Origin of the sequence: Hymenobacter nivis (assembly GCF_006439025.1) — a bacterium.
In the GTDB taxonomy this organism is placed as follows: domain Bacteria; phylum Bacteroidota; class Bacteroidia; order Cytophagales; family Hymenobacteraceae; genus Hymenobacter; species Hymenobacter nivis_A.
On sequence record NZ_RCYZ01000009.1, the window covers coordinates 213,000 to 233,740 of the forward strand.

General features: G+C 66.5%; 17 protein-coding genes. 9 read left to right on the forward strand and 8 right to left on the reverse strand.

Annotation, left to right across the window (positions count from 1 at the left end; translation table 11 throughout):
• Positions 1–8: 8 nt before the first annotated feature.
• The 3 genes from EAH73_RS19775 to EAH73_RS19785 form a co-directional block, all read right to left on the reverse strand.
• A complete protein-coding gene (locus EAH73_RS19775; protein WP_140469153.1) occupies positions 9–416 on the reverse strand; it encodes an STAS/SEC14 domain-containing protein in 408 nt (135 codons plus the stop codon).
• A 213-nt stretch (positions 417–629) separates the two neighbouring features.
• Positions 630–1,634, reverse strand: a complete 1,005-nt coding sequence (locus tag EAH73_RS19780; protein ID WP_140469154.1) for a fatty acid desaturase — start codon at positions 1,632–1,634, stop codon at positions 630–632.
• Positions 1,635–1,733: 99 nt separating this feature from the next.
• Positions 1,734–4,280, reverse strand: coding sequence for a TonB-dependent receptor plug domain-containing protein (locus tag EAH73_RS19785; protein ID WP_140469155.1), 2,547 nt, complete (start codon positions 4,278–4,280; stop codon positions 1,734–1,736).
• A 294-nt stretch (positions 4,281–4,574) separates the two neighbouring features.
• Between EAH73_RS19785 and msrA the strand changes: the two genes are divergently transcribed.
• The 3 genes from msrA to EAH73_RS19800 all read left to right on the forward strand — a co-directional run bounded on the left by msrA (position 4,575) and on the right by EAH73_RS19800 (position 8,790).
• Positions 4,575–5,258, forward strand: coding sequence for a peptide-methionine (S)-S-oxide reductase MsrA (msrA, locus tag EAH73_RS19790; protein WP_140469156.1), 684 nt, complete (start codon positions 4,575–4,577; stop codon positions 5,256–5,258).
• 251 nt (positions 5,259–5,509) lie between these two features.
• Entirely contained in the window at positions 5,510–7,393 is a 1,884-nt protein-coding gene (locus EAH73_RS19795; protein WP_140469157.1) for a sensor histidine kinase, read from the forward strand.
• 233 nt (positions 7,394–7,626) lie between these two features.
• Positions 7,627–8,790 (forward strand): methionine aminotransferase, encoded by a 1,164-nt coding sequence (locus tag EAH73_RS19800; protein WP_140469158.1) that lies wholly within the window; start codon positions 7,627–7,629, stop codon positions 8,788–8,790.
• Between the two features lie 41 nt (positions 8,791–8,831).
• Here the strand turns inward: EAH73_RS19800 and EAH73_RS19805 are convergent, their stop codons facing one another.
• Both EAH73_RS19805 and EAH73_RS19810 read right to left on the reverse strand, forming a co-directional pair.
• The gene (locus EAH73_RS19805) at positions 8,832–9,974 is read right to left on the reverse strand and encodes a PepSY-associated TM helix domain-containing protein (protein ID WP_140469159.1); all 1,143 of its coding nucleotides are present in this window, start codon (positions 9,972–9,974) and stop codon (positions 8,832–8,834) included.
• 172 nt (positions 9,975–10,146) lie between these two features.
• The gene (locus EAH73_RS19810; RefSeq protein ID WP_240047347.1) at positions 10,147–12,579 is read right to left on the reverse strand and encodes a TonB-dependent receptor; all 2,433 of its coding nucleotides are present in this window, start codon (positions 12,577–12,579) and stop codon (positions 10,147–10,149) included.
• A 349-nt stretch (positions 12,580–12,928) separates the two neighbouring features.
• Between EAH73_RS19810 and EAH73_RS19815 the strand changes: the two genes are divergently transcribed.
• The 4 genes from EAH73_RS19815 (at position 12,929) to EAH73_RS19830 (ending at position 16,940) form a co-directional block, all read left to right on the forward strand.
• Complete coding sequence (locus EAH73_RS19815; RefSeq protein WP_140469161.1) at positions 12,929–13,903, forward strand: NADP-dependent oxidoreductase; 975 nt, start codon at positions 12,929–12,931, stop codon at positions 13,901–13,903.
• Complete coding sequence (locus EAH73_RS19820; RefSeq protein WP_140469162.1) at positions 13,900–14,808, forward strand: helix-turn-helix domain-containing protein; 909 nt, start codon at positions 13,900–13,902, stop codon at positions 14,806–14,808. The genes EAH73_RS19815 and EAH73_RS19820 overlap by 4 nt, the downstream gene beginning before the upstream one ends.
• Positions 14,809–14,932: 124 nt before the next feature.
• On the forward strand, positions 14,933–15,724 hold the full coding sequence (locus EAH73_RS19825) for an amidohydrolase (RefSeq protein ID WP_140469163.1): 792 nt from the start codon (positions 14,933–14,935) through the stop codon (positions 15,722–15,724).
• 622 nt (positions 15,725–16,346) lie between these two features.
• Positions 16,347–16,940 (forward strand): Fic/DOC family protein, encoded by a 594-nt coding sequence (locus EAH73_RS19830; protein WP_140469164.1) that lies wholly within the window; start codon positions 16,347–16,349, stop codon positions 16,938–16,940.
• Here the strand turns inward: EAH73_RS19830 and EAH73_RS23215 are convergent.
• From EAH73_RS23215 to EAH73_RS19840, 3 genes are all read right to left on the reverse strand, one after another.
• Positions 16,909–17,085 carry a hypothetical protein gene (locus EAH73_RS23215; protein ID WP_161599617.1) on the reverse strand — a complete coding sequence of 59 codons (177 nt, stop codon included), beginning with the start codon at positions 17,083–17,085 and terminating at the stop codon, positions 16,909–16,911. The two genes, EAH73_RS19830 and EAH73_RS23215, sit on opposite strands and share 32 nt — an antisense overlap.
• 205 nt (positions 17,086–17,290) lie before the next feature.
• Complete coding sequence (locus EAH73_RS19835) at positions 17,291–18,352, reverse strand: NAD(P)H-dependent flavin oxidoreductase (protein WP_140469165.1); 1,062 nt, start codon at positions 18,350–18,352, stop codon at positions 17,291–17,293.
• Between the two features lie 81 nt (positions 18,353–18,433).
• Complete coding sequence (locus EAH73_RS19840; protein WP_140469166.1) at positions 18,434–19,057, reverse strand: recombinase family protein; 624 nt, start codon at positions 19,055–19,057, stop codon at positions 18,434–18,436.
• 383 nt (positions 19,058–19,440) lie between these two features.
• Here EAH73_RS19840 and EAH73_RS19845 point away from each other — a divergent pair, with 383 nt between their 5' ends.
• Both EAH73_RS19845 and EAH73_RS19850 read left to right on the forward strand, forming a co-directional pair.
• Positions 19,441–19,848 carry a hypothetical protein gene (locus EAH73_RS19845; protein WP_161599618.1) on the forward strand — a complete coding sequence of 136 codons (408 nt, stop codon included), beginning with the start codon at positions 19,441–19,443 and terminating at the stop codon, positions 19,846–19,848.
• Between the two features lie 284 nt (positions 19,849–20,132).
• Complete coding sequence (locus tag EAH73_RS19850) at positions 20,133–20,477, forward strand: hypothetical protein (RefSeq protein ID WP_140469168.1); 345 nt, start codon at positions 20,133–20,135, stop codon at positions 20,475–20,477.
• The last annotated feature ends 264 nt before the right edge of the window (positions 20,478–20,741 follow it).

Consider the following 20,741-nt stretch of genomic DNA (forward strand, 5'->3'; position numbering starts at 1 on the left):
AGGGGCCCCTACCGGGCCATTTGCAGCCAGGCGCGGGCCGTGGGCTCGTTGCTGAACATGCGCAGCTCGAAGCTGCCGGCCACGCCACTGATGAGGGCCTCGGCCGAGAGGGCGGCGAACGACTCGGGGCTGACGATGTGGGCGCAGTGCGTGAGGCCGGCGGCAATGGCGCGGGGCGTCCAGTCTTGGGCCAGCCAATCCACGGCGTGGTCCCAGGGGCCCAGCACGGCGGTATTGTCGTTCAGCAAGCGCGGGCAGCGGTGCCGGGCAATGATTTCCAGGCCCGCGTTGGACGCCGCGACGATGCCCCCGCGGGTTTGGTAGCCAAACCATTGCTGGTGCACCAGCCGGTTGACCGCGTCGTATTCGGCGGTAAAAATGACTTTACCAAAAACGTTTTTTATCTCTGTTTTCATGCGGGCCGCCGAAAGAAGCGGTAACCGTACAAAGGTAGCCGCGGGGAAAACGGCTGCCCCTGGGGCCCCGGCGAGTGCCGGGCCCCAATAGCCAGACGCACCGCTTTCCTCGGCTAAAGCATTCAAAACTAAAAGAGTAGCGCGCCTTAAAACGCCGAACGCGGCGGCCCGGGAGGGGCCGCCGCGTTCGGGGCGTGCGTGGTGCCGGGGGCCCTACGCCACCAGCAGGTCCTTGTCGGGCACGCTCTGGTCTTTGAGGGTGGCGGTGCCGCGCTCCTTGCGCATGATGCGCGAGTAGAGGCTGATTTCCTGGTCGAACAGGAACTGGAAGAAGAGCTTGGTGTAGCTGGTGTGGGCCAGCAGCGGCTCGTAGAACTCGGGCGCTACCTGCTTGAGCTTGGGCAGGTTGTTCCACGGAATGCTGGGCATGTCGTGGTGCTCGTTGTGGAAGCCCACGTTCAGGTTCACGCCGTTCAGGCGGCCGTAGTAGGAGTAGGTTTCCTGCGAGTCGCTCAGGGTGAGGTAGTGCTCCTGGATCCAACGGGCCCCGAGCGGGTGCAGGCCCACCGAAAACCAGAAGCTGAGGAACAAGTACAGCAGGGCCGTCCAGCCAAAGAAGTACACAATGGCCACGTCGAAGGCGATTTGCGCCACGATGTTGGCCGCCACGTAGCGGTCCACGGTGGCAATTTCGCGGCAGCGAATGGTGCGGATGAGCTGAAACACGGGGAAGAAAAACAGCCAGATGGCCTTGCCGATGCTGTAGTTTTTGATCAGCTTGGCCTCGTACCAGTCGGGCAGGTCGGCGTCCAGTTCGTGCACGCCCTGGAAGACGTGGTGCTTGATGTGGAAATTCTTGAAGCTGATGGCCGTGGGGAAAATCGAGGGGAAGTTGGCCAGGATGCCCGTGGCCACGTTCTTCCACAAGCCCTTGAACACCAAGTTGTGGGCTGCCTCGTGAATGACCACAAACAGCGTGTGCGAGAAAAATGCGCCCACCAAATAGGCCGCCGGAATGGTCCAGTACCAAGCCTGGTCGCGCAGGAAATAGGCGATGAGCACTTGCGCCGCCACGCAGCCCACCCCGATGAGGAAGGTGGCGGGGTTGCGGGTCATGAGTTGCTTCACCTCGGGGTGGGCCCGCACGATCTGGCGGGTGCGCACGCGGTGTGGCTCGGTGGCGGTGGCCACGGTAAAAGTGGTGGGGGCGGTAGCCATGCGGGTGGAGGGGGGCGCAGCCGGAATTGGCCGTACGCAACAGGACCTCAAAGCTACACCAAATAGGCTCCTCCGTGGGGCCGTAGGGCCCCGGGCGCCCTACGGCCGCGGGGCCACTTGCAGGGCCCCGCGGCCCAGCACCGGCTGCCCGCCCACCGACACGCCCTGCGCCACGAGCTGGAAGCGCCCGGCCGCGTCGGCGGTGTAGAAAGTGAGTTCGGCCTCGCCGGCGGCGTTGGTGCGCACGTCGGGGTTCCAGTACAGGGTGCGGCGGCGCGGGTCGGCGGGCGCGGCAGCGGGCTGGGGCCGGTCGTAGCGGGGCTGGTAGAACTGCCGCGGGCAGGCGTAGCCGTTCGAGTACACGGCCAGGATGCCCGGCGCCAGCTCCATGGACGGCTGGTAGCTAGGGGCCCCGCGGCGGGTGTACACGGCGATGACGCCCCCGGCCCCCCGCGTTCCGTAAATCGCGGCTTCGGCCCCCTTCAGCACCTCGATGGTTTCCACGTCGCGGGCCGGAAAAAAGGACAGCACGTCCTGGTCCACGGGCAGGCCGTCGAGCACAAACAGCGGCCGGTTGCTGCCCTGAATGGACGAGGGCCCCCGGATTTGGACCACCATGTTGGGCTCGGCCCCGGTCACGTTCACGCCCGGAATCCGGCCCTGGAGCACCTGGAACAGCGTCAGGTTGGACACGGCCATGAAAGCGGGGTCGTCGAGCCGCAGCACGGTGGCATTGAGCGGGTTGTAGATGCGGCGGCTGTCCATCACCACCGCTTTTCTACCCCGCACGCTCACGTTGCCCAGCAAAATCGTTTTGGCCGTGTCGCGGCGGAAGCGGCGGTCGGCCGCCACCTGGGCCTGGGCGCCGCGCAGGGCCCCGGCCTCGGCGGGCGTGGGCAGGCGGGGCAGCGGTGGCAGGGCCCCGGCGGCCACGGGCGGGCCGGCGTCGAGGCGCAGCACCACGTTGGCGCCGCCGCGGGCGGTGCGGGCTTGCAGCGTGAAGCGGGCGGTATCGGCGCAGCCGCCCAGGCCATTAAACAGGAAGCGGCCCTGGTCGTCGGTGGTGGCGGGCAGCACCAGGCGGCGGGGCTGGCCGCGCAACAGCACCAGCCGGGCGTTGGGTACGGGCTTGCCGCCGGGCGTAAGCACTTGCCCCCGCAGGCCCAGCGACTGCGCGGCCCCGAACGGGCGCGGCGGCGCCTGGCCGGCCAGCACGTCCTGCCAGGCAAAGCGGCGCCAGCCCTGCGTCAGCAGCAGGGCGTCGAGGGCCCCGGCGGTGGCGGCGGTGGGGTTTTCAAAATAATAACCCGGGTCTTCCACGTAGCCCACCAGGTCGGAGGTCAGCAGCAGGCTCGTGGCAATGGTTTCGGCGGCAGTGGGGGCCCCGGCGGCATCGGCCACGGCCACCGACAGGTGGGTGGCGCCCACCGGCTGGCCGGCGGCGTCGGTCACGGCCACGCGCAGGCGCACCGCCTCGCGGGGGCCGTAGGCGGGGCGGTCGGGGGCCAGGGCCACGCGCAGCGGGGCGGCCTCGGGGGCGAAGGCCAGGCGCTCGGCCTGGGGCACGCCCGCGCCGTCAAACACCGTGAAGTGCACGATGCCGGCCGCAAACTTGGCCCGCGGAATGCGCACCATGAACTCGTCTTGGCCCGCCACGGTGCCCTGCCCGAGGTAGCCAATGGCGCCCCGCACCTGGCCCAGCAGCAGCACCTGCCCGCCGGGGGCCCCGCGCTGCCGGATGCTCACGCGGTAGGCGTTGGGCTCGGGCGTCACGCGTAAGGCGTAGCCGCTGGCACGGGCCGCGGGCAGCGGCACCACCAGCGGCTTGCCTTCGGGCGGGGCCACCACGGCGCGGTAGCGCTGGCCGGGCTGCGGCGTCAGTTGGAAAGTGCCCATGCCCAGGTGCGCGCTGCGGAACGTGGCCACGGGCTGGTCCTGGGCGTCGAGCACCTGGCCCGTCACCTCCAGGCCGCGCCCGGCGTAGTCTACGGCCTTGAAGGCTATGGTGCTCTCCAGGCCCGCCACCAGGCTGCCGCCCTCGGGGAAGAACTGCACATCGGGCGGGGCCCCCAGGCGGCGGGCCTCGGTGCGGGCGGCCGCGGCCGTGGCGCGCTCGTCGGCCCGGGCGTCGGGGGCCCCGGGGCCCTCGGCGGCGGGGCTGGCGGCGGGCCACACGTGCAGGCGGCGCTGGTAGAAGTAATCGGGGCCGGCGTTGCGCATCCAGTCGGTGTAGGCGCGCAGCTGGTAGGTGCCGGGGGCCAGCGTATCGGGCAGGGCCAGGGCCCCAGGGGCGCGGCCGCCGGCCAGGTGCAGGGCCTGGCGCAGCACCACCCGGCGCTGGGCCGATACCAGCTCGACGTGCAGCACCTGGCTCAGCGAGTCGGGCCGGTGCTGCTCGCCGTCCACGAGGTAGGCCCCGTACCACACGGTTTCGCCGGCGGCGTAGCCGTCCTGGTCGAGGTGCAGGTAGGCTTTTTCGGGCCGGGCGGCGGCGTAGTACAGCTGCACGCCCTGCACCAGGCGGCGAACTACCTCGTCGGGGCCCCCAGCGGCGGGGCGCAGGGCGGCCGTGCCCAGGCCCAGCAAACCCAGGCCGGCCAGGGCGTACCAACGAAAACGATGCGGCACCGGGTAGGGCGTGGGCATGGCGGGAGGCGGTAAGGTGGAAGGAAAGGAAGCCGGGGCGGGGCCCCGGGCCAAAAGGTAACGCTAGATACGAACAGCCACTGCATGGTTTGTGGGGCCCCGCCCCGCCCGGCGCTCACCCCCTGCAAATTACCGCGCTGCGGGAGCCTATTCGGCCAGCTTTTTGTTAAAGATGAGCACCCGCACCAGGGGCCCTGTAAGGTTCGCCGCGCGGGGCCGTCTACCGGGCCGGGCCCCTCTCCCATCCGGCGGGGCCCGCCGTTGCGTACTTCAGCTTTCACTTCGATTATCTCCATGAAAAACCTATTGCAACTCGCCGCTGGCCTGGCCTTGCTGGCCGGCGCCACCGCCTGCGGCTCGCCCCAGGCCCAGGCGCAGGCCAAGCCCGGCACCCCCACGCGCTCCACCGCCGGCTTCGCCCCGGCCAACGCCGCCGGGCTGGCGCAGGCCACCTTCGCCGGGGGCTGCTTCTGGGCGCAGGAGGAAGCCTTTGAGCAGCTCAAGGGCGTGAAGCAGGTGGTGAGCGGCTACACCGGCGGCACCGTGGCCCACCCCACCTACGAGCAGGTGGCGGGCCAGGAAACGGGCCACACCGAGGCCGTCGACATTTACTACGACCCCAAGCAGATCAGCTACCAGCAGCTGGCCGACGTGTTCTTCACTGCCTCGCACGACCCCACGCAGCTCAACCGCCAGGGCCCCGACACGGGCCCCGAGTACCGCTCGGCCGTGTTTTACCGCACCCCGGCCGAGAAGAAAGTGCTCGAAACGACCATCGCCAAGGTGAACGGCTCGAAGGAGTACGACGGCAAAATCGTGACCCAGGTGGTGCCGCTCCAGCAGTTTTGGCCCGCCGAGGGCTACCACCAGGGCTACTACCGCCTGCACCCCGACAACCCCTACATCGAAAACGTGTCGGCCCACAAGGTGGAGCACGTTCAGAAGCTGTTCCCCAACTTGCTCAAGCCGGTGCTGTAGGGCCCCCGGCCGGCCGGCGGGTGCCCCGCCCCGCCCAAGCTAGGCAATTAGATTTTTAACTTTTAATACCCTTCCCTCGGCGCTTCGTGCCGGAGGCGGGCAATAAGCTGAAGCTTGGGCTGTTGGGCCCCGGCCCCGCCGCGAAGCAAAAAGCCTCTGGCCCCACGGCCAGGGGCTTTTTTTTGCACTCTGGCGTGAGGCTTTGCGGCCGGCGGTTACCTTTGGGCCCCGCCCTTCATTCTGCCCGCCGCATGCCCCCTGCCCCTGCGCCCGCTCCTGGGTTCGATTTCCAGCTGGTTTTTGCCGCCCTGCCCACGCCCCACGCGCTGCTGGGCCCCAGCGGCCAGGTGCTGGTGCTGAACGACGCCCTGCTGGCCCTGCTGCCCGGCCCGGCGGGCACCCGCCTGCCGGGCCGCCCCCTGGCCGAGCTGCTGCACGCCTGCGCGGCCGCCGAGGCCCTGCTGCCCCCCGCCGCCGACTGGCCCTCCGCCCTGGCCCGGGCCCTGGCCACGGGCCAGGCCGAGGTGCTCACGCCCGCCCCCCAGCGCGCCGCCCCCGGGGCCCGCTACTGGCAGGCCACGCTCCGGGCCATTCCGGCCTACCGCCGCTCGCCCCCGGGCCTGCTGCTGGGCCTGCTCGACGTGACCGATGCGCTCCAGCCCGCCGACCCCCACTCGCTGCAAAGCCAGGCCCGCTTGCGCATTTTTGCCGAGCACCTACCCCAGCAGATGTGGACGGCCATGGCCGACGGCCGCCTGGAATTTTTCAACGAGCGCACGGCCGAGTTTTTGGGCGAAGACGTGGGCAACGGGGGCCCCACCGACTGGCGGCGCGCCGTGCACCCCGACGACCAGGAAGCGGCGCAGGCCCGCTGGCGGCAGGCCGTGGCCCAGGGCACCCCGTTTGAGGTGGAGGTGCGCCTGCTGCGCCACGACGGGGCCTACCGCTGGGTGCTGGCCCAAGCCGAGGCCGCCCGCGACGCCCAGGGCCGCGTGCTGCGCTGGTACGGCACCAACACCGACATTCACCCCCTGCGCACCCTGACGCGCCAGCTGGTGCGCCGCGAGCAGGAGTTCCGCTTCCTCGTCGAGCACCTGCCGCACTTGGTGTGGGCCGCCACCGCCGACGGCCGCCTCACCTTCGTCAACCAGCACTGGGTGGCCTACACCGGCTTGGCCCTCGACCAGGCCCAGGAGGGCTGGGGCCAGCTGCTGCCCCCCGAAGACCGCCCCGTGGCCCTGCAGGCCCTGGCCGCCCACTGGGCCAGCGGCCGCGCCTTCGAGCTGCACACCCGCCTGCGCGAGGCCAGCACCGGCGAGTACCGCTGGTTTGTGCACCGCGGCGAGCCCCTCTACGACAGCCGGGGCCAGTTTGTGCGCTGGTACGGCACCAGCACCGACGTGGACGACGCCGTGCGCACCCAGGGCCTGCTGGAGGAGCAAAACCAGCGCCTGACCCGCGCTAACCAGGACTTCGACAACTTCGTGTACGCCGCCAGCCACGACCTCAAGCAGCCCATCAACAACATGGCCGGCATCTTTGAGGAGCTCACCCGCACGGCTTATTTCCGCGACCCCGAGGCCGTGCAGCTGGTGGCCTACTTCGAGCGGGCCCTAACCCAGATTTACGGCACCATCGACGACCTCACGGCCGTGGTGCAGCTCCAGCGCCCGCAGCCCGCCCCGCCCGAGGCCGTGGCCCTGGCCCCGCTGGTGCACGCCATTGTGCACGGCGTGCAGGCCCAGGCCCTCCGCCTGCGGGCCGACATTAGCGTTGACGTAACCCGGTGCCCTTCGGTGCTTTACGTGCGCTCCCACTTGCAGAGCCTGCTCTCCAACCTGCTCGGCAACGCCCTGAAGTACGCCGCCCCCGGCCGCCCGCCCCGCATTTCAATAAGTGCCGTGCCTGACGCCAAAACCGGCCGCCCCGTGCTCACGGTGCAGGACAATGGCCTGGGCATCGACCTCGACCGGTTTGGGCCCCAGCTCTTCCAGCAGTTTGCCCGCTTCCACGCCCACATCGACGGCACGGGCATGGGCCTCTACCTCGTCAACCGCATCGTGGAAAGCCACGGCGGCCGCCTCGAAGTAGCCAGCGTGGTGGACGCCGGCACCACGTTCACGCTGTATTTGTAGCAGGCCCCTAGCTTTTGGTTGATGGCTTTTAACTTAAGAGCAGCGGCGTTTAGGGCCCTGGGGACTAAGGCGCCGGCAGCAGTTGGAGCCCCGCAAGGCCACGGTGCCGCGCGCCATGAAGCGCGGCGTTCTTTTTCGTGCGGTTCTTCTTTTGGGAACAACTCTAGCGGCTAATGACTTTTTGGGGCCCCAACCGTTCCCAATTTCCCGCCGCTACCCATCCGCCCACCCCCATGCTTGCCTCCAAACTGCCCGACGTGGGCACCAGCGTCTTCACCCGCATGACCCTGCTGGCCCAGGAAACCGGGGCCCTCAACCTGGCCCAAGGCTTTCCCGACTACGCCCCGCCGCAGGCTTTGCGCGAGGCCCTGGCCCGCCACGCCCTCTCGCCCGACGGCCACCAGTACGCGGCCATGCCGGGACTGCCGCGGCTGCGGGCCGCCATTGCCGCGCAGGTGGGCCGCCTGCGCCCGGGGGCCCTGGCGCCCGACCCCGACGCGGAAATTACCGTGACGGCCGGCGCCACGGAGGCGCTGTACGCGGTGCTGGCGGCCGTGGTGCGGCCCGGCGACGAGGTGCTGGTGTTCGAGCCGGCCTACGATTTGTACGGGCCCGCCATCCGGCTGCAGGGCGGCGTGCCGCGCTACGTGCGCCTGCCCGCCCCCAGCTTCCGGCCCGATTGGGACGCGGTGCGGGCGGCCTTTTCGGCCCGCACCCGGCTGGTGCTCGTGAACTCGCCGCACAACCCCAGCGGGGCCGTGTTTTCGGCCGAGGACTGGGACGCGCTGGCCGACCTCGTGGACGGCACCGACGCGCTGGTGCTCAGCGACGAAGTATATGAGCACCTGGTGTTTGATGGGGCCCCGGCGCGCAGCGCGCGGCAGCACCCGGGCCTGCGCGGGCGCAGCTTCGTGCTCTCCTCGTTTGGCAAAACCTACCACGCCACGGGCTGGAAGGTGGGCTACTGCGTGGCCCCGCCGGCCCTCACGCGCGAGCTGCGCCGGGTGCACCAGTTCGTCACGTTCAGCGTGAGCACGCCCACCCAGCTCGCCCTGGCCGACGCCCTGGAGGCCGACGCCACCGACGCCCACGCCCGCGGCCTGGCCGACTTCTACCAAGCCAAGCGCGACCTGTTCCGGGGCTTGCTGGCCGACACTGGTTGGGAGCTACTGGCCGTGCCGGGCGGCTACTTCCAGCTGGCGGGCTACGAAGCGTTTTCCGGGGCCCCGGATGTGGAGTTTGCCGAGGAGCTGGCCCGGCGCTGGGGCGTGGCCGTGGTGCCGGTATCCGCGTTTTACCACGACGGCTACGACCCGGGCCTGGTGCGCTTCTGCTTTGCCAAAGAGGCCCCCACGCTAGAAGCCGCCGCCGAGCGGCTGCGCCAAGCGCCCAACTAGGGGCCTTGTAGGGCGAGGCGTAACCTCGTCCCCCACGGGCGCTACCCCCGCACCACCGCCGCGCGGAGTGGCGCGGGCTTTTTGGCCTTGTGGCGGCGGCCCCACCACAGCAGCGTGCCGGTGACGGGCAAGCTGGCCGAAATTAGGCTGATGAGGAAGGCGACGATTTTGCCGCCCAGGCCCAGGATTTGGCCGGTGTGCAGGTCGTAGTTCAGGTCGCCGAGCTTCTTGCCGGGGCTTTTGGTAGCGTGGGGCAGGGCCCCCAGCAGCTGGCCCGACACGGGGTGGAAGTAGTACTCATCGCGGTGGTAGTAGTGCAGCGCCTTTTGGTAGGTGAGGCAGTACAAGGGCTGCTTGGGGTCGTTAGCCGGCCCAACCATCACCATGTCGGCGGTGGGCGACTGGCGGCGCACTTGGGCGTAGGCCACGTCCACCAGCGGCTGGGCGGGGGCCAGGGCGGCGGCCAGCGTGTCCACGCGGGGCGGGGTTTCTTCCTGGGGGTAGTGGTGGCCGGCGTTGGCCAGGGTGCTGGCCGCTTGCAGCCACGAGCCGAAGCTCATGAACAGCCCGCTGAGGGCGATGACGAACGCGCCCGCCGCCACGTAGAAGCCCAGCACCTGGTGCAGGTCGTAGTTCAGGCGGCGCCACTTGCTGCCCCACTTGATGGTGAGGCGCTGCTTGCGCTCCTGCCGGCGCTTGGGCCACCACAGCACCAGGCCGGTAACCAGCATGACCAGGAAAATGGCGACGGCCACACCCACAATCCACTCGCCCACGGCTATCGGCAGCAGTAGGTACATGTGCAGGGCCTGCACGATGCTGAAGAAGTCGGTGCGCAGGTTCTGCTCGTGCAGCAACTGGCCGGTGTAGGGGTTCAGCGAGGCCATGTAGCTACCCCCGGCCGGGTCGGAGAAATACACCGTGGTCGAGCGGCCCGGCCCGTAGTAGGTGGTGTACAGCGGCGTGGCGCCGGGGTGCTGCGCCACGGTGGCCGCGTGCAGGCGCGAGGGCGGCAGCGGGGCCCCGTGGGCCGGCGCCGCCACCAGCCGCCAGGGCTCAACGGCGTCCCGGATTTCGTCCTGAAACGTGAAAATAGCCCCCGTCAAACTCACCACGAAAACGACCAGCCCCGAGCCGAGGCCCAGCCACAAGTGCAGTTTACCAATGGCTTGCTTAAGGGTCATGGCGAGGAGGTTTTGGTGAGGTAGCTTGGACTCTGCGAGTCCGAGCGTGAGCGCAGCGAGCAGTTACGGCTGCGCGGGTATTAAACAACTATTCGTCAACCAAGCGATTTGCAGACGCGGGATGCTCGCTGTGCTCACGCTCGGACTCGCAGCGTCCAAACTACAATTGCTATTAGAACTTGAACGCTACCTGGCCGATGATGCTGCGCAGCTTCTGCGGGTTCATCGAGCCGTAGCCGATCCAGTAGTGCTGGTCGGTGAGGTTGTCCATCTTCACGGAGAGGCGGTAGCGGGGCTGGTCGTAGAAGGCGCTGGCGTTCAGCACCACGTAGCTGGGCAGCGTGAACTGGCCGGCGTTGGCGTCGTTCACCACCATGTTGTCGCTGGCGTAGTTGCCGCCGGCGCCCAGGCCCAGGCCCTTGAGCGGGCCGTTGGGCAGGCGGTAGCTCAGCCACAGGTTGGCCAGCACGGGCGAGCCGGCGGTGCCGGGGCGGCGGCCCTCGGTGGCGGGCACGTCGTTGGTGAGTTCGGCGTGGTTGTAAGCAAAGCCAGCCACCACGTTGAGGCCCGGCAAGGGGTTGATGACCACGTCGGCCTCCACGCCGCGGCTCACCTGCTCGCCGCTTTGCACCTGGGCAAACAGGGCGGCGCCGCGCGGGTTGGAGTCGGTGCGCAGCACGTTCTGCACCCGGATGTCGTACACGCTCAGCGTGGCCGAGAAGCGGCCGCCCAGGCGGTCAAACTTCACGCCGGCCTCCACCTGGTTGGCGTGCTCCAGCTTGGCCGTGATGGGCGAAGTCAGGGCATCGGTGGCGGCGTCGTAGCCGAAGTAGGTGCCGCGGTTGGCGAAGGAATTCTGGTAGTTGGCGAACACCGAGAGCTGCGACGGCACCAGCTGGTACACGGCCCCGAACTTGGGCGAGGCCGCCGTTTGGTTGTAGCCGGCGTTGGCCCCGTCGGCGCCCTTATTGGCGAAGCGGTCCACGCGCACGGCAGCCAGCACGCTGAGGCGGTCGGTCAGGTTCAGCACGTCCGAGAGGAAGGCGCTGTAGGTATTCGTTTCGTTAAAAGCCGGGTACGTGTAGCCGGGAGGGCCGGCGGCGTAGAGCTGGGTCATGTTGGCCCCGTTGAAGGTGCCGTAGTCGTAGGTGGGCGAGTTGATGGGCACCTTGGCGTAGGTGCTGCCGAAGAAGAACTGGTCGTTGCGCACGTGCAGGAAATCGAAGCCCAGCACCACGCGGTTGCGCAGGCGGCCGAGCTGGAAGTCGCCGTTGAAGAGCTGCTGCACCTGCACCAGGTGGGCGCGGCTGTCGCGGGTCGACTGATCTGACTGGAGAAGCGAATCCTGGCCGATGCCCTTGCCGTTGCCCACAATGCCGATGTAGGGCCCAAAGCCGTCGGAGTGGCTGCTGCTGGAGGCGAAGTTGGTGGACGAGCGCAGGGTGGGCGAAATCTGGTAGTTCACCTGCCCAAACAGATTGGTGGCCCGGCTGGCCGTCCACAGCCCCGGCCCGCTGTAGGCCTTGCGGTAGTCGATGGGGGCCTGGTCGGCGCGGTCGAAGCCCAGTTGGCTGACGGCCGAGTTGGGGAAGAAGAAGGTGCGCCCGGTGGCCGTGTTGCGCTGAAACTCGCCGTCGAGCGTGATGCTCAGCTTCTCGGTGGGCCGGATGGTGAGGGTGGGGGCCAGCGCGTAGGTGCGGCTGAAGCCCACGTCCTGGAAGCTACCCTCGTAGTTCCAGGCCCCGTTCACGCGGAACAAGACGGTTTTGGCCGGGTTCAGCGGCGTGTTCACGTCCACGGCCACGCGGTTGAAGTTGTAGCTGCCGGCCGAGTAGTTCACCTCGCCCCCGAAGTGGTCGTAGGCCTTTTTGGTGACGCGGTTCAGCAAGCCGCCGTAGGAGGTGAGGGCGCTGCCGTAGAGCGTGCCCGAGGGCCCCTTGATGACTTCGAGCTTCTCGAGGTTGGCGGCGTCGATGGTGGTGGCCACGTTGCCCACCAGGCCGTTGCGCAGCTGGCTCTGCGTTACGAAGCCGCGCATGGTGTAGTAGCTGCCGCCGTCGCCGGAGCGGCCCGTCGATTCCCACATGCGCTGGATGCCGGGCACGTTGCGGGTGGCGTCGTCGGCCGTGAATACGAGCTGCTCGGTGAGCAGCTCCTTGGTCACGGTGTTGTACACCTGCGGGTTCTCCACGTTTTTGAGCGGCATCTTGGCCACGTCCTCGCTGTTGGTGCGGCTGAACTTGTTGGTGCGCCCGCCGCTCACCACCACTTCCTGGAGCTGCTGGGCGTTTTCGGCCAGCATAAAGTCGGCGGAAACCGACGCCTCCCCGGGGCCTAAATTCACGGTTTTCTCTTCGGCCTTCAGCCCCACCGCCGAAATGACCAGCGTGTAGTTGCCGGGCCGCAGGCGGTCAAGCACGTACTCGCCCTGGGCGTTGGTGATGGCCCCCTGGCCCCGGCCTTTCAAGCCCACCGTCACGGCCTGGGCGGGTTGGCCATCGGACGTGGTAACGCGGCCCCGGATGGCGGCCGCTTGCTGCGCCTGGGCGGTGAAGGCGGAGCCGGCAAACGCGGTGGCCAAGCCCAGGAGTCGAAGATTTTGCAAAACGTAGCTCTTTAGAATTAATCCAGATTTGATGCAAAGGAACGCAACGAATTCCTTATTTAGAATTAATCCAGCGAATAAAATTGTTCGAGTCGGCAGCTTTAGGTGCCTTGGGGGCCTTAAAGCCTGCGGCCCGGCCATACCTTGGGGCCCCGGCGGCGCCCGGCGCGGCGCCATGTACCGCCAAGCTGTGCTTGGCCTTGCCCAAGGGCAGCATTGGCAAGGCCAAGCACAGCTTGGCGGTACATGGCGCTTCGGCGTTTTGGCTAAGACAAAGGGCGTTTCGGTTAAGCCGGCGGTTTGCCACGCGGTGACCTTTGCAGGGTCATTAACCAGAAAATAACCGCTTATGAAAGCCGTAAGAATTCACGCCTTTGGGGGCCCGGACGTGTTGCAGCTAGAAGACATTGCGCGCCCAGTACCGGCGGCCAATGAAATCCTCGTCAGGGTGCACGCCAGCGGCGTGAACCCGGTGGACTGGGTGATTCGGGAAGGGGGCCCCGAGCCGATGCGGGCCTACCTGACCTTGCCAATGACGCTGGGCTGGGACGCGGCCGGCACCGTGGAGGCGCTGGGCAGCGCGGCCACCGGCTTCCAGGTTGGCGACGCCGTGTACGGCGTGCCCAACTTCCCCGGCAACGGCAGCTACGCCGAGTACTGCGCGGCCAAGGCCAGCCAGTTTGCCCGCAAGCCCGCCAGCCTCGGCTTCGTGGAGGCGGCGGGCGTGCCGCTGGCCGGCCTCACGGCCTGGACGGGCCTCTTCGGGCACGGCCAGCTGCGGCCCGGCCAGCGCGTGCTGATTCAGGGCGCTTCGGGCGGGGTGGGCAGCTTCGCCGTGCAGTTTGCCAAGGCCAAGGGGGCCTACGTCATCGGCACCGCCTCGGCCGGCAACCTGGACTACCTCCGGCAGCTGGGGGCCGACGAAGCCCTCGACTACCGGAACCAGCCGTGGGCGGCGCTGGCCGGCAGCGTGGACGTGGTGCTCGAAGCCTCGCCGCTGCGCGACAACGCCGCGCGGGCGCAGGCCGTGGGGGCCCTAAAGGCGGGCGGCGTCTTCGTCAGCGTCAACACCGATTTTCCCTTCGACGAGGCCGTGATGGGGGCCCTGGCCCGGCAGCAGGCCACGGGCACGCTGGCCGCCAACGAGCCCCGGCGCGACTGGCTGGAAGAAATTGCGCAGCTGATTGACGCCGGCCGGGTGAAAGTACTGGTCAGCAAGGTGTATCCGCTGGCGGAGGTGGCCGCCGCTCACCGCGAAAGCCAGACCTGGCACGTGCGGGGCAAGCTGGTGCTGGAAATACATAAAGACGACGAGCCGGCATGAGGCGCTTCACCACCATCAGCGAGTTCCACGACTTTGTGCAGCTGCCCAAGCCCCAGCACCCGCTCTTCAGCGTGGTGGATGTGGGCACCGTGCCGCACCGCTACGGCGCGGAGCCCACGGGCATGGTCTTCGATTTTTACTCCATCTCCGTGAAGCGGATGCGCAACGTGAGCGTGAAATACGGGCAGCAGCCGTTCGACTTCAACGAGGGCATCATGTCCTTCATGGCCCCCCAGCAGGTGTTCAGCATGGCGGTGGCCGACCAGGCTGCGGAGGTGGAAAAATCGGGGTGGGTGATTTACATCCACCCCGATTTCCTGTGGAATACGCCGCTGGCCAAAACCATCCAGCAGTACGATTTCTGGGATTATTCGCTCAACGAAGGCTTGTTTCTGTCGGCCAAAGAAGAAGCCACGGTCACGGCCATCATCGGGGCCATCGAGCAGGAGTACCAGTCCACCATCGACCGGTTCAGCAAGCAAATCATCGTCTCGCACGTGGCGAACTTGCTGCACTACGCCGACCGGTTTTACCAGCGCCAGTTCATCACCCGGGAGAAAACCAACCACCAGGTGCTGGAGCAGGTTGAAGCCTTGCTGCACGCCTACTTCAACCGCAACGACCTGGCGGAAAGCGGCCTGCCCAGCGTGCAGTACGTGGCCGAGCAGCTGCACCTCTCGCCCAAGTACCTGGGCAACCTGCTGCGCACCCTCACCGGGCAAAACACCCAGCAGCACATCCACGCCCAGCTGATTGCCAAAGCCAAGGAGAAATTATCGACCACGAACCTGACGGTGAGCGAAATTGCCTACGCGCTGGGCTTCGAGCACTTGCCCTCCTTCAGCAAGCTGTTCAAGACGAAAACGAAGCTGTCGCCGCTGGAGTTTAGGGCGTCTTTCAACTGATGCCCGGGGGCACCCGGGGCCCCGGGGCTTGGCGTGGTTGGCCGCCCGCTGCAACGCCGGGGCGATTCGGCCGGGGACCAGGCCCGTTCTTTGCCCACCCGCCATCCGCCCCCTGCCCCATCCCATGCCGAACGACCTCACCGTAACCCTCGTCCAGGCCGATTTGCACTGGCACGACCCGGCCGCCAACCGCGCGATGTTTGACGAGCTGCTGGGGCCCCTACCCGCGCCCACCGACCTGGTGGTGCTGCCCGAAATGTTCACCACCGGCTTCAGCATGGACGCCGCCGGCCAGGCCGAAACCATGCAGGGCCCCACCGTGGCCTGGCTGCGCGCCACCGCCGCCCGCCTGGATGCCGTGGTCACGGGCAGCGTCATCATCCGCGACGGCGAGCATTTCCACAACCGCTTGCTGTGGGTGCGGCCCGACGGTACGCTAGCGCACTACGACAAGCGCCACCTGTTCACCTTCGCCGGCGAGCACCGTACCTACGCCGCCGGCCTGGGGGCCCCGCTGGTGGAAGAATGGCGCGGCTGGCGCATCTGCCCGCTCATTTGCTACGACCTGCGCTTCCCCGTGTGGAGCCGCAACCCCGCCGCTGCGCCCTACGACCTGCTGCTGTACGTGGCCAATTGGCCCGCCGTGCGCCGGGGCCCCTGGCAGGTGCTGCTGCAAGCCCGCGCCATCGAAAACGTGGCCTACGTGGCCGGCGTGAACCGCATCGGCACCGACGGCCTCGGCCACGCCTACGCCGGCGACTCGGCCCTGCTGAACATGCGCGGCGAGTACCTGGCCGCACCCAGCGACGCCGTGGGCTGCACCACGCGCACGTTGATTTGGAATGAGTTGCAAGATTTCCGGGCGAAGTTTCCGGCTTTGCAGGACGGGGATGAGTTCACGCTGGCCGGGCGGTAGCGTGCGTTGGGGGATTTAGGTGCTGTGAACGTTCCGCTTGGGGGTGCGCGGTCACTTGTACGGCCTTTTACTGAACCTCCCCAACGACGGAAACCCGTTGTCGGAAAATAGCTCATTGATGAAGGTCGGGTAGCTTTAAATTTTTTAGGTTCTATGAATTCAGTCAAATCCCCAGCGCGAGGGTCCTACGACGGGTGGGCAGCGAAGCTATTTGTCTTGCTGCTAGCAGTTGGGGTCGTGAGCAGCGTTCACGACCGATCCTACTTTATGTATGAATCCGGGCACGGGCTTTTCAATTTCCTGTTGGCAACCGTAGTGACTTTTTTCCTAGTGGCCGCTTACTACATCCAGCAAGGCCGTACCTGGGCAAAGATCGTGGTAGGATTGTATCTGACGTTTGCTTACGGACGCTTTTTTGTGTTTTATATCCGAAACGGGTATAATGGAATGGAAATCCGTAGCAACGAGTTTACGTTTGCCTTGCAGGTGCTGCAATGGGTCCTTGTAGCAGCGGTTTTGGTCCTGTTAATACTAAGTCTAGCACGTTCATCACAGCCTACATAACCCTCCTTCAACTGAACAGGCGTTATCTGGCTTATTCGGACCGGTTACCTTTGTCGGCATGGGGCACTACACCGACGCACCGGAGGATAATTTACTCGGCTTGACCGACAAAGCCGCATTAAACGAACAGGAAGCGCTGGGCGTGGCCCGGGTTGAACGCTATCTGCTCGAAGACTTCGACTACCCGGCCGACCTCTCGGTGGGCTTGTTGCAGGACCTGCACCGGCGCGCCTTTGGCCACCTCTACGACTGGGCCGGGCGCTGGCGCACGCAGGTGCCCAACGTGGGCGCGTACCTGCCGCCCCCGGCGAACCGCGTGCCGCAGCTGCTCTACGAATTCATCGATGAGGTGCGCCACCGGCAAACCCGCTTGTCCGACGTGTCCACCGAAGCAGACGTGGCCGCTTTGCTGGCCTATGCGCACCACCGGCTCGTGGCCATTCACCCCTTCACCAACGGCAACGGCCGGACCGCGCGCTTGTTCACCAACCTGCTGGCGTACAATTACGGCTACCAGGACGTGGTCTTGTATCAGCGCGAAAACGGCGCGGGGCGCGCGCAGTACTTGCACGCCATTCGGCAGGCCGATGCCCACGCGTTGGGGCCACTGCAGGCGCTAATCAGCGCCCAGCTGCGCCCGCTGGGGGCGTAGGGGCCGTTTGCTCGTACAGCGCCTCCAGCCGCGCCAGCGAGACGGTCTGGTCCTCCAACGCCATCGAGGCGTAGACCGCGCGCACGACCATGGCCTTGACCACGGCGGGGTCCTGCAACTGACGGTAGCGTTCGCGGAGTTTCATGGCAAAGGGGGGTTTACCCAGGTAGAAGCCCAAAGGTACGGGCGGCGTTCCGGCGCCGCATTGTTCGATCCGCACGGGGGTTATTCTCCGCACCCTATGCGGAGAATAACCCCCGTGCGGATCGAACTGAAATTAGCTTTGGGATTACGGATGGCACACCCGTTGGCCTTCGGCATGGCTTAGCGTAGGGGTAGAAAAAAGCCGTTTAAGCCAGCGCCTGGTGTAGCTCCGCGGCCAGCGTGCGCACCAACTCGGCCGCCGGTAGGGCCCGCGTGCGCCCCACGCCCGTCCCAGCCCATTGCACGGCAAAGCCCGGTTCGCCCGCCTGCTGGGCCGCGGCGACCAAGGCCTTGCCCGCCTGATAGGCCCGCGAATAAGCCGCTACCGGCGGCCGGCCCCACTGGTCAACATCGGCCATAAAGCGGTTCACGAGGCCCCGGGCGGGCCGGCCGGAAATAACGGCCGTGAGGGCCGTAGGCAGGGGCGGTCGGTGCAGCAGCGCCGCCCGGTACGCCGGGGAAGCGGCGGATTCGGGGCAGGCCGCGAAGGCCGTGCCGAGTTGCCCGGCCACGGCCCCGGCGCGCAACGCCGCCGCCAAATCGGCCCCGTCCATGAGCCCGCCCGCCGCGATAACGGGCAGGCGGGTTTGCTGCACCACCTGCCGGGTCAGGTCCAGAGTGGAGATATTGGGCTCAATGGCAGCGTCAAACGTGCCCCGGTGCCCGCCCGCTTCCACGCCCTGCGCCACCAGCACGTCCACCCCAGCCGCTTCGGCGGCCTGCGCCTCGGCCGGGGACGTCACACAGGCCAGCAGCAGGGCGCCCGTAGGACGCAGGGCCGCCAGTTGCGCCGCCGTGGGCAAGCCAAAGTGGAAGCTGATGACGCGGGGCCGCGCCTGTACCAACACCCCCAGCAGCGCCGCATCCGTTCGAAAGCTGGGGTAGACTTCCCACAACTGTGCCGGGGGCGGGCTGTGCAGCGCCGCAAAAAAGGGCGCTAGGTAGCCCAGCCACTGTGCGTCGCGTATCGGGTCCGCCGGGCTGGGCTGGTGACAGAACACGTTGACGTTAATCGGCCGGCTCGTCGCCGCCGCCAGCGCCGCGAGTTGTTGGGCGAGGACCTCGGGCTGGGGCACGGCGGCGGCGGCCAGCGAGCCCAGGGCTCCGGCCTCCGATACGGCCACGGCCAGGACCGGCGTCGAGACGCCCGCCATCGGGGCCTGGATGATGGGGTACGACAGGCCGAGGCGTTCACAAAAAGGATTCATCGCAGCAGGGTTGGGGCATAGCCGGAAGTAACGGGGATGGGTGGGGCGCGTTACCGGACCAACGTCGCCGAACTGAATTCCTTATTTAGCTTTTCGGCTGGGCGCTGGCTTTTTTGCTTGGGGGCGGCTGGTGTACACGGCGACGCCCCGCAAGCGCAGGTACTTGTACAACGTAACCTTGGAAATGCGCAGGCTCTCGGCAATGTCGCGCACGCTCAGCCGCTGCTCCTGGTAGAGGGTCGCCGCCACGATGGCCGTGCGCTCGGCTTCGGGCGAGAGGCCGGGTTTGCGCCCGCCGATGCGCCCCCGGGCACGGGCGGCGGCCAAGCCCGCGCAGGTGCGCTCGCGGATGAGCTCGCGCTCGAACTCGGCCAGGGAAGCGAACAGGTTCAGCACCAGCCGGCCCTGGGCCGAGGCCGTGCTGATGGCGTCGGTGAGCGAGACCAGGTCCACGCCCCGGCCCTGCAGGTCGGCCACCAGCTCGAGCAGGTGCTTGAGCGAGCGGCCGAGCCGGTCGAGTTTGTAGATGCAAAGCGTGTCGCCTTTGCGCAACGTGAGCAGCAGCTTTTCCAGCTCGGCGCGCGTGGCCAGCGCGCCGGAGGCCTTCTCTTGGTAAATCACTTCGCAGCCGGCTTGCGTGAGGGCGTCGAGCTGCAGTTCCAGGTTCTGGTCACGGGTGGAGACCCGGGCGTAGCCAATCTTCATCGCACAGGGAATGAGGTACACGAAACTCATCCTAAGGTACGGTTTCCTGTACTTAGTTAATTGAACCAGTTTCTTTTACCGCTTTCCGGCATAGCAAAGCGATAATGAGGCAAACCGAGGTAAACCGTGCGGTTCAGTGAAAGGAGCGTTTTGTATTATTGGGACGGGGCAATACTCTGCCCTTGCTGCGTTTACTTCGGGTAGTTAGCGAACCCATCAAGTTGTGTGCAATGCATAATTCTCCGTTCCTTGCGCTTGCCCTTATCGTGTGTTCTGCCGGGTTGACAAGGTGTTCCCACACGACCGACACCCCCACAGGTAACTTTGGACAGCCCCCGCAACTGCATCTAAAACAGCCGCTAAATGCGCCGTCCAGCCAAGTCTTGTTGCACCAATTTGCGGCCGCTCATGCCCGCGCGGACAGCTTGGTGCGGCTGCTGGTCACCATTGGCCCCGACCGACGGGTCTACCCAAGCCAATTAGCCGAATTAATTGCGTATCAGCGGTTCATTACGGGAGACTTGGAAATCGGCCCGAAGCAAGCGGTTGGCGTTGCCGTGGGATCTGGCGTTAAGCAAAAAGACGCAAAGGTTGGCTTCTACGCGGGCGGCTTTACGCCCGACACCTTGACCAGATTGCAACAAGCAAGTGCTTATTATCAAGAGGTTATTGCCAACCCAAGAACTTGCTACTGGCTTGTGCAGAACGATTGCAACGGCTGTGTTGGGTTAAAAGTTAACGCCGCCAACGGCCACGTATTCGAACAGGGCAAGATCACATTTATGTACTGATGCCCTTCCGATGGTTTGGGTCCAACCAAACGGCCGGAAGCTAAACGGAGCCTTACTTTGTCTCTATGTCTTGGATTCCGCGTCTGCTTCCGGTAGTTGGACTTCTGTGCGTAGCATGCCGGGAAGCACCTGAACGCTCCCAAGCGCAGCGAACCAGCGCACGGCCCGTGCCCCGAAACGGATGTAAGCAAACGGTGGTCAACGACGCCTTATCTAACAACTTAGTCGATACGCGGGGCATAGCCCGCTTTGGCTTGCGGCACGTCGCCCCCCGTGGCTATGCCTTGCGCTACATCACGGAACCGAACCGGCAAGACCTGGCCGTGGTCGATACGGTGTACACCCTGCGCGCGGGCAACAGCGAGCTGGTATTTGGGGGCATCACCCCATTAAATCCCACCCATTCGACGCCGTACTGGATAGCCGCAACCGTGCGGGACCGCTCGCTCGTGGTGTACCCGGGCGTGGAAGTGGGCATGTCCAAAGCCGCCTTTCTGCGCTTGGTTGGGGCTCCGTCCACGCCGTGCGACACTGTCGAGGTCGTGCCCAGTGAACAAAATGCCAGTCACTGTTTCATTTTTGCCCACGATACCCTGACCGTCATGTGGCTCTATTCAGGAGACGAATAATACAGCGTTCATTGAAACGGTAAGTCCGCATCCACCGCTCGCTTGAAACCGATGCCATTGAAGCCTACAGCGGCCGTGGGTTGGACATGTACCGCTTCGGAGAAGAGTCAATATTTGTCTCGGAAGCCCTGAAGGAGGCATTCAAAGAGGTCAGTCCGCAGGGATTGCGCTTCAGTTTGGGATTCTCGGAGTTCGCTGCCTAAGTAGACTCTCTAATTCAAGAAAACGGTCGGAAGGTAAACGCGCTCCGTTCAGTTGAAGGAG

Bases quoted from the DNA above. Each gene is read 5' to 3' on its own strand.
- EAH73_RS19775 (WP_140469153.1), bottom strand. From the start codon at position 416: ATGAAAACAGAGATAAAAAACGTTTTTGGTAAAGTCATTTTTACCGCC.
- EAH73_RS19780 (WP_140469154.1), bottom strand. From the start codon at position 1,634: ATGGCTACCGCCCCCACCACTTTTACCGTGGCCACCGCCACCGAGCCA.
- EAH73_RS19785 (WP_140469155.1), bottom strand. From the start codon at position 4,280: ATGCCCACGCCCTACCCGGTGCCGCATCGTTTTCGTTGGTACGCCCTG.
- msrA (WP_140469156.1), top strand. From the start codon at position 4,575: ATGAAAAACCTATTGCAACTCGCCGCTGGCCTGGCCTTGCTGGCCGGC.
- EAH73_RS19795 (WP_140469157.1), top strand. From the start codon at position 5,510: ATGCCCCCTGCCCCTGCGCCCGCTCCTGGGTTCGATTTCCAGCTGGTT.
- EAH73_RS19800 (WP_140469158.1), top strand. From the start codon at position 7,627: ATGCTTGCCTCCAAACTGCCCGACGTGGGCACCAGCGTCTTCACCCGC.
- EAH73_RS19805 (WP_140469159.1), bottom strand. From the start codon at position 9,974: ATGACCCTTAAGCAAGCCATTGGTAAACTGCACTTGTGGCTGGGCCTC.
- EAH73_RS19815 (WP_140469161.1), top strand. From the start codon at position 12,929: ATGAAAGCCGTAAGAATTCACGCCTTTGGGGGCCCGGACGTGTTGCAG.
- EAH73_RS19820 (WP_140469162.1), top strand. From the start codon at position 13,900: ATGAGGCGCTTCACCACCATCAGCGAGTTCCACGACTTTGTGCAGCTG.
- EAH73_RS19825 (WP_140469163.1), top strand. From the start codon at position 14,933: ATGCCGAACGACCTCACCGTAACCCTCGTCCAGGCCGATTTGCACTGG.
- EAH73_RS19830 (WP_140469164.1), top strand. From the start codon at position 16,347: ATGGGGCACTACACCGACGCACCGGAGGATAATTTACTCGGCTTGACC.
- EAH73_RS23215 (WP_161599617.1), bottom strand. From the start codon at position 17,085: ATGAAACTCCGCGAACGCTACCGTCAGTTGCAGGACCCCGCCGTGGTC.
- EAH73_RS19835 (WP_140469165.1), bottom strand. From the start codon at position 18,352: ATGAATCCTTTTTGTGAACGCCTCGGCCTGTCGTACCCCATCATCCAG.
- EAH73_RS19840 (WP_140469166.1), bottom strand. From the start codon at position 19,057: ATGAAGATTGGCTACGCCCGGGTCTCCACCCGTGACCAGAACCTGGAA.